The 12,688-nt window shown below is 61.3% G+C and carries 16 protein-coding genes and 1 pseudogene; 11 read left to right on the top strand and 6 right to left on the bottom strand.

What is annotated here, in order from left to right:
• The first annotated feature begins 27 nt into the window (after positions 1 to 27).
• The 9 genes and pseudogenes from NLN62_RS21800 (at position 28) to NLN62_RS21760 (ending at position 6,693) form a co-directional block, all read left to right on the top strand.
• A pseudogene (locus NLN62_RS21800) lies at positions 28 to 700 on the top strand (hypothetical protein).
• 44 nt (positions 701 to 744) lie between these two features.
• Positions 745 to 939, top strand: coding sequence for a DUF2798 domain-containing protein (locus NLN62_RS21795; RefSeq protein WP_254110138.1), 195 nt, complete (start codon positions 745 to 747; stop codon positions 937 to 939).
• A gap of 203 nt (positions 940 to 1,142) precedes the next feature.
• Positions 1,143 to 1,490 carry a hypothetical protein gene (locus NLN62_RS21790; protein WP_254110137.1) on the top strand — a complete coding sequence of 116 codons (348 nt, stop codon included), beginning with the start codon at positions 1,143 to 1,145 and terminating at the stop codon, positions 1,488 to 1,490.
• A gap of 134 nt (positions 1,491 to 1,624) precedes the next feature.
• The gene (locus NLN62_RS21785; protein ID WP_254110136.1) at positions 1,625 to 2,374 is read left to right on the top strand and encodes an SDR family NAD(P)-dependent oxidoreductase; all 750 of its coding nucleotides are present in this window, start codon (positions 1,625 to 1,627) and stop codon (positions 2,372 to 2,374) included.
• Positions 2,375 to 2,464: 90 nt separating this feature from the next.
• The gene (locus NLN62_RS21780) at positions 2,465 to 3,478 is read left to right on the top strand and encodes an AraC family transcriptional regulator (RefSeq protein WP_254110135.1); all 1,014 of its coding nucleotides are present in this window, start codon (positions 2,465 to 2,467) and stop codon (positions 3,476 to 3,478) included.
• Between the two features lie 51 nt (positions 3,479 to 3,529).
• On the top strand, positions 3,530 to 4,078 hold the full coding sequence (locus tag NLN62_RS21775) for a carboxymuconolactone decarboxylase family protein (RefSeq protein WP_254110134.1): 549 nt from the start codon (positions 3,530 to 3,532) through the stop codon (positions 4,076 to 4,078).
• 87 nt (positions 4,079 to 4,165) lie between these two features.
• Positions 4,166 to 4,543, top strand: a complete 378-nt coding sequence (locus tag NLN62_RS21770; RefSeq protein WP_254110133.1) for a hypothetical protein — start codon at positions 4,166 to 4,168, stop codon at positions 4,541 to 4,543.
• Between the two features lie 284 nt (positions 4,544 to 4,827).
• On the top strand, positions 4,828 to 5,502 hold the full coding sequence (locus tag NLN62_RS21765) for a peroxiredoxin-like family protein (protein ID WP_254113610.1): 675 nt from the start codon (positions 4,828 to 4,830) through the stop codon (positions 5,500 to 5,502).
• 87 nt (positions 5,503 to 5,589) lie between these two features.
• Positions 5,590 to 6,693: an alkene reductase gene (locus NLN62_RS21760; RefSeq protein WP_254110132.1), complete on the top strand. Its 1,104-nt coding sequence runs from the start codon at positions 5,590 to 5,592 to the stop codon at positions 6,691 to 6,693.
• Positions 6,694 to 6,704: 11 nt separating this feature from the next.
• Here NLN62_RS21760 and NLN62_RS21755 read toward each other — a convergent pair whose 3' ends face one another.
• Positions 6,705 to 7,769, bottom strand: a complete 1,065-nt coding sequence (locus NLN62_RS21755) for an AraC family transcriptional regulator (protein ID WP_254110131.1) — start codon at positions 7,767 to 7,769, stop codon at positions 6,705 to 6,707.
• Positions 7,770 to 7,901: 132 nt separating this feature from the next.
• Here NLN62_RS21755 and NLN62_RS21750 point away from each other — a divergent pair, with 132 nt between their 5' ends.
• Both NLN62_RS21750 and NLN62_RS21745 read left to right on the top strand, forming a co-directional pair.
• A complete protein-coding gene (locus NLN62_RS21750; RefSeq protein WP_254110130.1) occupies positions 7,902 to 8,438 on the top strand; it encodes a carboxymuconolactone decarboxylase family protein in 537 nt (178 codons plus the stop codon).
• 42 nt (positions 8,439 to 8,480) lie between these two features.
• Positions 8,481 to 8,987, top strand: coding sequence for a YkgB family protein (locus tag NLN62_RS21745; protein WP_254110129.1), 507 nt, complete (start codon positions 8,481 to 8,483; stop codon positions 8,985 to 8,987).
• Positions 8,988 to 9,788: 801 nt separating this feature from the next.
• Here the strand turns inward: NLN62_RS21745 and NLN62_RS21740 are convergent.
• From NLN62_RS21740 to NLN62_RS21720, 5 genes are all read right to left on the bottom strand, one after another.
• Positions 9,789 to 10,082, bottom strand: a complete 294-nt coding sequence (locus tag NLN62_RS21740) for a hypothetical protein (protein WP_254110128.1) — start codon at positions 10,080 to 10,082, stop codon at positions 9,789 to 9,791.
• A 394-nt stretch (positions 10,083 to 10,476) separates the two neighbouring features.
• Positions 10,477 to 10,626 carry a hypothetical protein gene (locus tag NLN62_RS21735; RefSeq protein WP_254110127.1) on the bottom strand — a complete coding sequence of 50 codons (150 nt, stop codon included), beginning with the start codon at positions 10,624 to 10,626 and terminating at the stop codon, positions 10,477 to 10,479.
• Positions 10,623 to 11,462, bottom strand: a complete 840-nt coding sequence (locus NLN62_RS21730) for an aldo/keto reductase (protein WP_254110126.1) — start codon at positions 11,460 to 11,462, stop codon at positions 10,623 to 10,625. The genes NLN62_RS21735 and NLN62_RS21730 overlap by 4 nt, the downstream gene beginning before the upstream one ends.
• 243 nt (positions 11,463 to 11,705) lie before the next feature.
• Positions 11,706 to 12,260, bottom strand: coding sequence for a thioredoxin family protein (locus NLN62_RS21725; protein ID WP_254110125.1), 555 nt, complete (start codon positions 12,258 to 12,260; stop codon positions 11,706 to 11,708).
• An 8-nt stretch (positions 12,261 to 12,268) separates the two neighbouring features.
• On the bottom strand, positions 12,269 to 12,649 hold the full coding sequence (locus tag NLN62_RS21720) for a hypothetical protein (RefSeq protein WP_254113608.1): 381 nt from the start codon (positions 12,647 to 12,649) through the stop codon (positions 12,269 to 12,271).
• Between the last annotated feature and the right edge of the window lie 39 nt (positions 12,650 to 12,688).

Genomic DNA, 12,688 nt, shown 5'->3' with positions numbered 1-12,688 from the left:
TCACCATCAAGCTGAAGGAAGTTCTCCATGTCCAAGTACAACATTATCCAGGGTGCATCGTACGGTTTTCTTCTCGCGTCGAAGATTCTCTTCGGCGGTCATTCAATTAAGCTGGTTTGCCTTCCGGTGGAGGCGGACCTCATCAATTCCGAAGAGTTTCGTGTCAGGATTCCGGTTGGCGGCCGAAGCGAACCGGTCGACTCGATTCGCGGCGGCTGCCCGGCCGAGTATCTGCGGCGGGAGCCGCTCGATCCGCAAAACTTCGACCTCATCGACTTAGCGATGAAGGAGCCACAATAGGGATCGCAAGGCCTTAGAGAACTTCTGAAAGCGATCGCTGATGGCCGGCAACTATCGCGCATTGCAGAAGGCGGGATGAGGACTGCGCGAGACGCTGTCCATTCGGACCTTGAAGCCTCGCGATCCATCTACGACTTCGTGCTCGACGCGTTAGTATTGGCGCCTCGCGTGACGAGTTGGTCAGCTTCGAGAAGCACGCTGCAGCCGCCAACAGTCTATTGCGTCCTGCGTCAGCCGCTCGCGCGTTGAAAAATGGCGCTCCTAACATCGAACGGGCGGACAAACTGGTTCAGCTTGTCGCAAAGCAGAAGGCATGAGGCATTCAATCCTCGAGGAAGTCGTAACCCTCGTCGATCGAAGGCTGGAGATCAATCGGAAAGCAAAGTCCGCAGCAGCATGACAACGCACCTTCTGCCAAAGATATCCCGCAAACACGAGCACTTCGTGTTCGGCGTAATCCAGTCCGGTCTCACAGCCGCGATTGCTTCCGGTGTAGACAATCTTCACTTTGTCAAGGAAGGCGCGTTCATCCTCAGCTGGCTCGGGTCTTGGCTGACGTCCTGGGCCTTGATGGTGCCCGTTGTGCTGTTCGCCGCGCCGGTAATTCGTCGGATAGTGAACTCTATGAGCTACGAGTAAGTGGTTCGAGCCGCAACAATCACTGGCTGGTTCGGGACGCCAAGTCAAGCAGAGACGGCCGGCCATTGCGGCCACGAGCGCCGGCCGATGAGACGAACGAGCATGTCTTCGATCCCGCGCGGCATTCAGCGCTTTAGGGTGGACTAGTACGGTGGCGCACAACGGAGTTGCTCATCTCGAGCCTCCCGCCGAGGAGTGTTGCCATGTCCCGCATCTCGATCCTGAAACGCACAATACGCACGGCCGCCGCAGGTCTCGTCCTTGTCGGCCTGCTTTCGCCAGCAAATGCGACCAATCCGCACGAAGCTGTCAGCATCTTTCCCGATCTGCCGATTAGCACGACTTCAAATCGTGCCGATGCCAGGGCAGCGGATGCAACGAGCCAGTCCATGGTACTGACCTCGCACCTGCCCTGGCTTGCTCCAGTCGGCCATCGGCAACCGCGCCGGGTCGATGTCCCCCAATCGGGGGCCGTCTCGGCATGGGAGCGCCAGCAACAGCAGCTCGACCAGGAGCTGGATCGCAAGCTGATCATCTGTCGCCGGTGCTGACCTGATGCGAAGTCGCAAATATTCCGACGCGGGAATGAGGTCTATTCATCCAGCCTGCCTAGCTGGTCGGACTGCCTCCCCGTTACCTCAGCACCACGGCCAACCCGACCAACTTGACACAGGAGGAAAGAACAATGCCCAAATTACAAGGTGAGGTCGCTGTCGTCACCGGCGGCAGTAGTGGCATCGGATTGGCGACAGCGCACCGCTTCGTGAAGGAGGGAGCCTATGTCTACATTACAGGGCGCCGCCAGAGCGAGCTCAAACAAGCAGTCCACCTGATCGGACACGATGTCACGGCAGTACCAGGTGACGTGCAATCCCTCGACGACCTCACTCGCCTTTATGCAAGAATCGGTAAGGAAAAAGGCGGGATCGACGTCCTTGTTGCCAACTCCGGATTCATCGCGCCCGAGAGGCTGGTCGATGTGACCGAAGCGAATTTTGACAAGACCTTTGGCATCAACGTGCGAGGGTTGCTCCTTACGGTTCGGAAAGCGCTTTCGTTGATCCGCAATGACGGCTCCATCATTGTGATCTCCTCGATTGCAGCATTCAAAGGTATCCCTGGCTACACCGCCTATAGTGCGACAAAGGCCAGCGTCCGTTCCTTCGTGCGCACATGGACCGCTGAGCTCAGGGATCGCGGCATCCGTGTCAACGCGATCAGCCCGGGGCCTGTTGACACGCCAATTATCGATTCCCAAGCCGCAACGAAGGAAGGCGCTGATGCAATCCGTGCCAACTTCATCCGAGCCGTTCCACTCAATCGGCTCGAAAATCCTGAGGAGATCGCAGCTGCCGCCCTGTTTCTCGCCTCCGACGAAAGTAGCTACGTCGCCGGTATTGATCTTGTCGTCGACGGCGGCATGAGCGCGCTCTGAACGGCCCATCATCATGTGTGGCCCCCTCGGCGGACGCAATGACGCCGCTCCTGCCAACATGCACTCGTTTGACTGAAGGGGACGATCGGCATGAGAGACGTACTGAGCGATGTCTTTGAGACGATCAGGCTCAGGGGAACGCTGTACTTTCGCACGGACTATTCGCCGCCCTGGGCCATCACTGTTCCGGCCTACGAGCAAGCCGCGCGCTTCCATCTTGTGATCCAGGGGCGCTGTCATATCAGCCTCGCGTCGGGCCGTAGCATCAACTTGGGGCCGGGCGATCTGGCGCTCATTCCTCGCGGCCAGCAACATGTACTCGCCGACAGCGGTGGCCGCACATCGGCATCGCTCGAGCAAGTAGTCGAAGAGTCGGGATACGATGGCAAAGGCACCTTCGTGATCGGCAAGGGTGACCCGCTTGCGACGACACAGATGGTATGCGGTCATCTAGGCTTTTCGCAGGGTGCCGATCATCCGCTCCTTCGCGCACTGCCCGAAGTTATTGTCATAACCCAAGCCGACCGGGCGCGTCATGCCCTGCTCGATGAGTCGCTTGGTCTCGTCGCGCGGCGATCATTCGCTGATGGGCTTGGCGCGGCCGCTTCGATCTCACGCCTATCGGAAGTCTTCTTTATCGAGGCCGTGCGTGTGAGCATCGAACATCATCCGGCGCTGGCTCAGATCATGAAAGCGATGACGGACCTTCGGATCGGCCGCGCGCTCGAACTCGTCCACAAGGCACCCACCGATCCCTGGCCAGTAGATCGCCTCGCGAAGGCAATCGGCATGTCACGGAGCCGCTTCGCCAAGCGATTTACGGAGCTGTTGGGCATGGCGCCAATGACCTACGTCTCTGAATGGAGACTGCAGAAGGCTTTGCTGCGACTCAACACAAACGAAGCTGGCATCAAGGAGATAGCGGCTCAGGCCGGGTACCGATCGGCGGCGGCTTTCAGCAGAGCCTTTGCCCAGCGTTTTGGCGTGCCGCCGACCGAGTATCGGAGGCCGGGATTATCGTTGAATTTGCAGATCGTCCCAACTGCGTTGCAGACAAGCTCGTCTTTGGTCAACGCACCTTTCCGTTCGCCTCGATGCTCCTAGGTTGCGGGGTGTGCCGCCAAGAGCGGCCCTTCCAACCACAAGGAGTCAATGATGCAACGCATTTCCCAGGTCGACACAGCGAAAGCTCCGGCTGACGTTCTCGCCACGCTCGGTGTCATCAAATCCAAGTTCGGCAAGGTCCCAAACATCCTCAAGACCATGGCGCAAGCACCGGCCGTGTTGAACGGGTACCTGGCATTCTCGGGTGCGATCGGCGCCGGCAAACTCTCAGCGGCCTTGCGCGAGCAGCTCGCGCTGGTCACCGCTGGCGCCAATGCCTGCGACTATTGCGCGTCCGCACATAGCGCGTCCGGCAGGATGGCGGGGCTCGCGCCCGACGAGATCAATCGCAGCCTTGTCGGCGACGCCTCGGATGCGAAGGCAAAGGCAGCCCTCGCTTTCGCGCGAAAACTTGTGGTCAATCGTGGCGTGGTCACCGACGCTGAGATCGCGGCGGTGAAATCTGCCGGATTCACCGATGAAGACGTGCTCGAGATCCTTGGCAACGTCGCCCTGAATCTCTTCACGAACTACTTCAACCACCTTGCCGCAACCGACATCGATTTTCCGCGCGTCGAAGCGGCGCGGAGAGCGAGTTGAGAGCCGCCCCACCACTCGGACCAACTGATCGGTTGGCGCACTGAGAAGAACACCGCCCAATCTGATTACCCGACAGGAGTTGCCCACATGGATCCCCGATTCGTTACCAAGACGATGCACGCCTACCTGGACTATCCCGTTGCCATCAGCCTGGTTGCATTGCCCCTCATCCTCGGGCTAGGCACCTCTAGTCCTCTGGCAGAATGGCTTGGCGTTGTTACAGGTGTGGCAGCATTCATTCTGACGCTATTTACCGACCACAAACTGGGCGTGATCCGCATTCTTCCCTACTCGTTTCATCTCACCGTCGATTTTCTCGTCGGCGTCGTCTTCTTGATAGCACCGTTCACGTTGGGCTCTAGCGGCCTCGACGCTTGGTACTATTGGGTCAATGGCGCGGCAGTGTTGCTGGTCACCAGTCTACATAAGCCAGAAGCCATGCGGGTGTCGGTCGCACACACTTGAGGTCCGTGCGGCGTAGCAAGCAATATGGCAGCGGTCGGAACCAATTGCGACCACTGCCAACATCTTCAAAATCAGCTGATCCTTATTGGTCAAATTGTTCTTCGATCGTCATTGGTAGAGGCGACGTCAACCGTCTCATCAGGCATTCCTGGCGGGAATAATCCTTAGTCTGGCATGATCGCTACTCACCACGGCGTTCTTCGTTAGGTTCTTCGCGTGACTTCGATCCACCGTTGGACCCGGCGCAGCCCCGCGGTCCACGTAAAGCCAAAGGAGAACCGCCCATGTCTCTTCAAGCCAAGCTCGACGCCTTCAAAGCCGATTTCGAGGCCGGAAAGCCACCCTACAATGTTCCTCACTCGGTCATCGAGACGATGCACCGCGCAACCGCCGAACTGATCGAGTCAGGGGTCGCCCAGCGCGCCAAGAAGGCGGGCGATGTCGCGCCTTCTTTCTCGCTGAAGGATCCGGAGGGTAACATTGTCAACTCTGCTGATCTCCTGAAACGCGGCCCGTTGGTGCTCAGCTTCTACCGCGGAGTCTGGTGCCCATACTGCAACATGGAGCTGCAAGCGCTCGAAACCGCCAAGCCGGAATTCGACAAGTACGGCGCCTCACTTGTTGCCATCTCGCCGCAGACCGCTCCGAACAGCCGGAAGTCGGTGCGCCAGAACAAGCTCAGCTTCCCGATCCTGTCAGATGAAAAGGGCAAGGTCGGCGCCGCATTCGGCCTGCGGTTCAATATGCCCGACTACCTGGTCGAGCTCTACAAGCAGCTCAAGAACGATCTGCCCACATTCAACGACGATCCAAGCTGGACGCTGCCGATGCCGGCCCGCTACGTCATCGGACAGGACGGCATGATCCTCTACTCCGAAGTGAACCCCGACTACACCCGCCGGCCCGAACCTGAAGACATGATCCCGGTCCTCCAGCGGGCGGTCGCCGTCAAGGCGTGACGGCGCATGAGGCGGCCGGTGGGGCGCAAGCTCTTCGCGACCATCGGCCGCCGTCTTTTCACCCGATCTGTCCCAAGGGAAACGACGATGTCCAAACTGTTCACGCCGACCCGGATCGGCCCCTATCGTTTGTCCCATCGCGTCGTGATGGCGCCGTTGACGCGGATGCGCTCTGACCCCGGCGATATTCCGAGCGACCTGATGGTCGAATATTACACACAGCGCGCCTCCGAGGGCGGTCTAATCATCTCCGAAGCCACCCCGGTCTCGATCCGCGGCAATGGTTATGCCGGGGCGCCGGGCATCTACTCGGATAGTCAGATCGCCGGATGGCGGCGCGTCACCGACGCAGTCCACGCCAAGGGCGGCCGGATCTTTCAGCAGTTGTGGCATGTCGGGCGGCAGTCGCATGTCGACTTGCAGCCGAACGGCGAAGCACCGGTCGCGCCGTCTGCGATCGCGGCCGACGGCCACGCTTACACCAAGCGCGGCGAAGCCCCGTTCTCGATGCCGCGCGCCCTCAAACTGCATGAGATCCCGGGCATCATCAAAGAGTTTCGATCCGGCGCCGAGCGCGCGCTGCGAGCGGGTTTCGACGGCGTCGAGATTCACGGCGCCAACGGCTACCTGCCTGATCAATTCCTGCAGGACGGAACCAACAAGCGGACGGACGAATACGGCGGAGGAATCGAGAATCGTGCCCGCTTCCTGCTCGAGGTGACACAGGCGGCCATCTCTGCCTGGGATTCCGATCGTGTGGGCGTGCGCATCTCACCGAGCGGTACCTATGGATCAATGTCGGATAGCGATTCGCCCACAACGTTTGGCTACGTAGCGAGGGAGCTCGATCGCGCAGGGATCGCCTACCTCCACGTTGTCGAGCCGCGCATCAAGGGCACCGAAGAGATCTCGCATGGCCAGGCGCCGATCGCCACCCAGCATCTGCGGCCGAAGTTCTCGCGGACTTTGATTGCGGCAGGCGGCTTCGCGGCGGCTTCGGCGGAGGCCATCCTCGCGACCGGGGACGCCGATCTCGTCGCATTCGGCCGTCACTTCATCTCCAACCCGGATCTGCCCGAGCGGCTGCGCCGCGGCCTTCCCCTCAATCGCTACGACCGGTCGACCTTCTATGGCGGCGACGCGCGCGGCTACATCGACTACCCGGCGGCCGAGGTCGCCCCCGCGGCCTGATCGGCACCTCGTCACGAATCTTCGCTAGCCCGCGAGGGCGGACCGCCGCCTCTCGCTGGCCTGCGCTTGAGAGAAGGATCCACTTCGGATGTCTTCGCAAGGGTTGCATCGGCGGGCGCCGGCGGCCTTGCGAAGACGTCCCGGCCAGACGACTCCTGTGTCTTCCTCCACTGCGCCGGAGTGAAGCCCATGTGGCTCTTGAAGGCGCGCTGGAAGGCTGCCTCGGATTGGTACCCGGCCGCCTCCGCTACGGCGCCGGTCGAAAGCGATGATTTCTTGAGTTCGTTCGCCGCGAGGGTCATGCGAATGTCGGTCAGGAGATCGGTGGGCGAGCGCCCGAGCTTCTCCTGGAATTGCCGGGCGAGCGTGGCCCGCGACATGCTGCACAGATGTGCAAGGTCCGGCAGCGACCACGCGCGTGCAGGTTCGTTGAACAGAGCGGCCACCGCGGGTGCAACGCGGGGATGACCGGCGAGAGCAAGGAGCCCCCGTGGAGCGTCTTCCGTCTCGCTGGCGAGCCGCAGCACAAGCGTGAACAGCGCCATCGACAGCGCGTTCAGCATCGCGCGTCCGCCCAGGTGATCGTCCGCCGACTCGCTCCGCATTAGAGCGACGAGGCCTGCGAGCTGCGCGGCCGTTTCTTTCTGTCCAGCATGAGTGCCGACATGCACGACCAGGCGCGGCGGCAGATAGCTGCGCAGCAGGCGGTCGTGCGGCGGAGCGACCGCGAAGTGTCCGCACAACAGATCGAGCCGTTCGTCCGAACCGAGATTTTCGCTGATCGTGAGGTTGAGGGACGTACGGTTGCGGGCCGGCAGCGGCGCGGCCTCGCTGCCGTCGCGCATGACGTGCCGGGGATTGCCGGGGAGCAACAGGATGTCACCCGGCTTCAGCTGCAGCGGTCGGCCCCCTGCCGGATCCTCCAGCAGCGCGGAACCGGCGAGCACGGCGTGATACGGGATTTCGTTGGCCTCACCCGGCCCCTGCTCGATGCGCCACGGGGCACCATAGTTGCAGCGCAAGTCAAGCCGCCCGCGCACCGGCATCATCTCGAACAGCCGACTGAGCCAGTCCATGGCGATCTCCCGATAACAGCGAAAGTGAGACGCTGGAGCATATAGTCGAGATTTAACGACATTCAACGTCTCAAGGTGCGGTCATAGTGTCACTCCGCAATCGGTCACCAACCCCAACAAAGGAGTGCCACCATGTCCCGCCTTTCAGTCCCCAACCTCGAACTCCATGCCGGCCCGTCTGGTCAGATCTATGCCCAGATCAAGAAGGCCATCGGCAGCGTCCCGAACACCTTCGCGGCCATCGCGGCCCACGGCCCCGCCGCCCTCAAGTCGGTCCTCGCCGCGGACGCCGTGCTCGCTGCAGGCAGCCTGACCAAGCGCGATCAGGAGATCATCAAGCTGGTCATCAGCGACGCCGGCGGCTGCGACTACTGCGTCGCCGCCCACAACCATCTCGCCAAGCTCGCTGGCGTGAAGCCGGAGGCACTCAAGCAGATCCGCGATGGCCAGCCCACCGGTGATGCCAAGCGCGACGCGCTGGTCGGCTTCGTCCGCAAGCTCGCGCAGTCCAGCGGTACCGTCAGCGACGCGGATTTCGCTGCGATCAAGGCCGCCGGCTACAGCGACACTCAGCTGGTGGAGATCAGCCTGGCCTTCGCGACGACCATCTTCACCAACGTCTTCAACCGCATCAACGACACCGAGATCGACTTCCCAGCAGTCGCGTGAAGCCGACTGCCCCGTCAGATCTCGAATGAAAGGATCACGACCATGACCACGCTTACCAACACCGCTCAAAATCCGCTTCTCCGCACGCTGGAGCGGTCCGGCCTCCTCGCCGAGGATCTCGACTACCACGTTGTCCGGGCCTCCATGGTGATCATGTTCTTCTTCTTCGGTTACCAGAAATGGTTTCCGTACGAATTCGAAAGACTAGTCCCGTTCATCAGCAACGGTCCGCTGATCTGGTGGCTGTACCCTGCGTTCGGCCACGCCGGCGCCAGCTACTTCCTGGGCGTTTCCGAGTGGACGTTCGGGTCCCTGCTGCTCGCGGGCTTCTGGGACAAGCGGCTCGGCGTTCTTGGCGCCCTGGGCTCGACCGGCACCTTCATCGCGACGGTCACGATCATTCCGTTCATGCCGGAGGGCTGGGACATCGCTGCTGGAGGCTTCCCTGCGATGACCGGCAACGTGCCCTTCCTGATGAAGGACGTCGTTCTGCTTGCCGTCTCGCTCTATCTCCTGAGGCAGGACGTGGTTCGCCTGACGCGGCAATAAGGTGGCAACCCTGCTGACGGCGATGCGTCGCCGGCGAGCTTCCCGCTCGCCGGCGATTGCGCGTTCGGTAATGCCTAATGAGCGCGGCGGAGAGCTCGTTGCCAATTGATTCAGATTTCAGTTCGCGCGATGAAGATCGTGGTCCGGCGTAGGAAATCGTAGCCCGTGATAGTGGGGGAGCAAATCGCCCCCCCAGCCCATCCGCTGGGCGAACTACAGCACGACAAGCGCATCATATCGACTGGTATTCCGATTTGTTCGCCGGAATACTCTATTCTACGATGAGGGCGTAACAGGCCTGCCCGGAGCGCCTCCGCGGTATATGGATCACCAAGAAGGGGATGATCTAGGTCGAGTAGCAGAGCCCGCTAGCCGGCAACGGTCCTAGCTCGCTGAGGGTACGGACTAGTGCGCTACTGGTGGATTTGCATCGCCTGCATCTTAAGCAGAGCTATGCCAGCGAGTGTCGAGCCCAGCGCAATCGCGATCCATAATGCTGGCTAGTCCCAAGCGGGCGCAGGGTTTCGTCGAGACCCAAAGTTCTTCAACAATATCCGCCAAAAGGTACCAGTCACTCCCAAGCGACTTCACACGCGCAACCCTGAGCGAGACGTGCGGCAAGGACTTCCGTATCCTGAAGGGCATCGAGTCCGAATTCCCGCCCGAGGGCACATGTACCGGGTGTCTGGATGGCCGCAAAGGCGGCGCACCGGCGGACCGCGTCCTGAATGCGATGCCGCTGGCAGAGATCACCAGGTACCTGCGGCGGACGCGGCGCTTGTCCGCCCGCCCCGCCTGCGATCACGCCGCCTTATCATCATAGGTGGGAGACGGCATGGCTTCCACCATCTTAACCCAGAAGTCGCCGCCGTGGCGCGGCCATTCAGCCGCCGCGCTGACTTCCTCCGTCATTTCCTGCCAGATCAGGTTGGCTCGGGCGCTGAGCACGTCATCGTCCACGAGGCGGAGCATGCGGCCAATTTCGAGATATGTCGTCTGGTACTCATGAAGCAGAGGCGCGAGCGCGACCGCCGTTTCGTGGCGCATGTTGAGGGACTTCTCTGCGCTGAGCAGCTCCACTTGCTTCTCGAACATGCATCGCATGCCGTCGAGTGCCTTCGAACGGCCGACGCTGTAACGGTCCCGAAACTTGCCGGTTTACGTAGAACGGCTGTTCTACAATGCACTCGCCGCTGACCTGCGTCGAGGCAGGATCACAGGCAGCCTGAACGGGAAAGTCCTAAACCTGCGGGAAGCCGAGCGCCTCGTCAGTATGGCGCGCCGGAATGGCTGGATCTACGATCATGAGGCGCAGCCGCCGACTTCTTGATTGGCTCAGTGCAAGCTCCGTTTGGAGGGCCTGATCCGAAAACCGGCCCTAATCATCGACTCATAGATAGTGCGCCAGACCACGGCTAGGGTTTCAGCTTCGGTCATCATTTCTACTTCACCATTCGGACCAATGCGAAAGCCCGCGGGCTGTTCGCCCTCACGCCAATTCGGAGGCATCTTCAGTTTCTTCACTGTCATCGTCGTCTCTCTGAACTTCATTGGACTTGCCCTCAACGCCAGCAGCTGCGGCACGTGCGGCAGCGCCGGCCGGATTAGCGATCTCCTCGAGCGCGGCACGAACTGTCATTCGGCCTGCAATATTGACCCCCTAAGCCGGGGGATCGGCGTCCAAAATTTGCGAGCCGATTGACAATCAGGCTTGGTCGCGCCCGGGATGGGAATCACGTGACTGTCGCGCGCCAACAGCCAGTTCAAGGCGACCTGGCTGATGCTGGCATCGTGCGCGCGGGCAATCTCGGCGAGACACGTTAGCAGCGCTTTCGCGTCCATGCCGTCCGACGGCTGCGTGAGGCGGCCGGACGCAAGGGGAAAGTACGCGACCAGCGCCACATCGAGCTCGCGGCAGGCTTCGAGCACCCCATTTGTTTCCGCTGCTCGTCGGAGCAGGCTGTAGTTAACCTGACTGGCTGCGAGCCGAACGCCTGCCCTTGCGAGGTGATCGGCCATGCGGCGCATCTGCTCCGCACTGAAATTTGCCACGCCGACCGCGCGTGCCTTGCCGGACTTCACCGCTTCGACGAGGCCTTCGGCGAACACTCGCACATCGATCAACGGCAGCGGATAGTGGACGTAATAGAGATCGATTGTCTTGAGGCCTAGGCGCGCGAGCGAACCGTCAAGCGCGCTGATCAGGCGGCGCGGAGAGGTTCGGCCCGGAAAGGGAAGGAACTTCGATGCTATCACCGCGCCGGGGGGGCCGGCGCGCAAGCAATCACCCACGACGCGCTCCGAGAAATAGATCTCGGCCGTGTCGATCATGCATGGGCCGGCATCATGAATGATCCTGCATGTTTCCAACACGGCCCCGCGATCGGCACGCCGCCACTTGTTCGTGCCGATGCCCAAGGGCAACACACGGATGCCCGTTCGACCCAAGGGGCGCGTCTCAGGATCTGCGGGCATCGCTGGACCTCTCCAAGGCGAAAGCGCCGTTTGCTGTTGGTGTGATGACAATGGCGCTTCAAGCTTACGCCATAGCCACTACGGCCGCATCTGCCGAGGCGGTCGGCGGTTCAATGGAAACCAGACTGCGCATTGGCCTAACGATGGACGCTCCTGGCCGCTCGGGCGGTCGAGATCGGTTCAATCTAGAGAGCGAATGCGCTTCAGATCCCGCAGGTGGGCGGCCAGGACAACGGCTCGGTCTCATGCGTCCTTCCATTTGATCGAGCAGCCGATCGACGCCTTTTGGTCAGCCGGCGCCACACCGGTGGTCGCAATCGCGCGCATGGCCTCGACAAGCTCTCGGGGCGCTCCCGCGCGAGGCGGAGTTGTGCGGCCTTCGTCGAGCCGGCCACGATACTTGAGCTTGCGGTCGGCATTGTAACCGAAGAGGTCCGGCGTACAGACCGCCCCATACGCCCGTGCGACTGTCTGGGTCTCATCGTGAAGATAGGGAAACGGGAAATCATGAGCCTTCGCGAAACGCTTCATATTCTCAAACGAGTCTTCGGGGTAGCTCGCAGCATCATTCGAGCAAATCGTCACAAAGCCGACGCCCTCCGACATCAGTACGCGGGCGTCCGCAATCATGCGATCGATCACCGCTTTGACGTAGGGGCAATGGTTGCAGATGAAGACGACGACCGTGCCTTTTTCGCCCGCAACGTCGTCCAGTGCGTAAGTCTTGCCGTCGGTGGCCGGAAGACGAAATTCCGCCGCCAGCGTATCGAGAATTACTTGTGTAGGTGTTGCCGCCATATCGCACCTCAGCCAACAAGCCGGCTTCGCCGAAACGAGAAACCGGTCGGAGCGAATCTTCTGGCCACCCGGAGCGCACCGCTCTCGCAGCTTTCCAGCGCAACCTTCTGGGCGAGCATTACGTCTCCGATCGGCAGATCGCCAAGTGGCAGGAAACACAGCCCCACCTTCGGGCGGCCGTTCTCGTCGATCTCGCAGACATTCGTCGCGGCGCCGGCATAGATCCTGTACTGCCTGCCGGTATCGCCGCCGACGACCTCGAAATAGCCCTTCTCCGCGAACTGCACCCGTTGCGCCGGCGACAGCCAGTGGCGCAAGAGCCGCAGCGACCGGCCTTCCGGAGTTCTCTCCGCGCCGTGCCCGACGAACAGAGCCCTTATCGCCCTCAAGCGCGAGCGTTCGCCTGGGCGAGACCGCTTAAGATGCCA

Origin of the sequence: Bradyrhizobium sp. CCGUVB23, assembly GCF_024199885.1 — a bacterium.
GTDB lineage: Bacteria > Pseudomonadota > Alphaproteobacteria > Rhizobiales > Xanthobacteraceae > Bradyrhizobium.
Note: the sequence above shows the minus strand (reverse complement) of the source record. Positions and strands in the feature narration are given on the sequence as shown.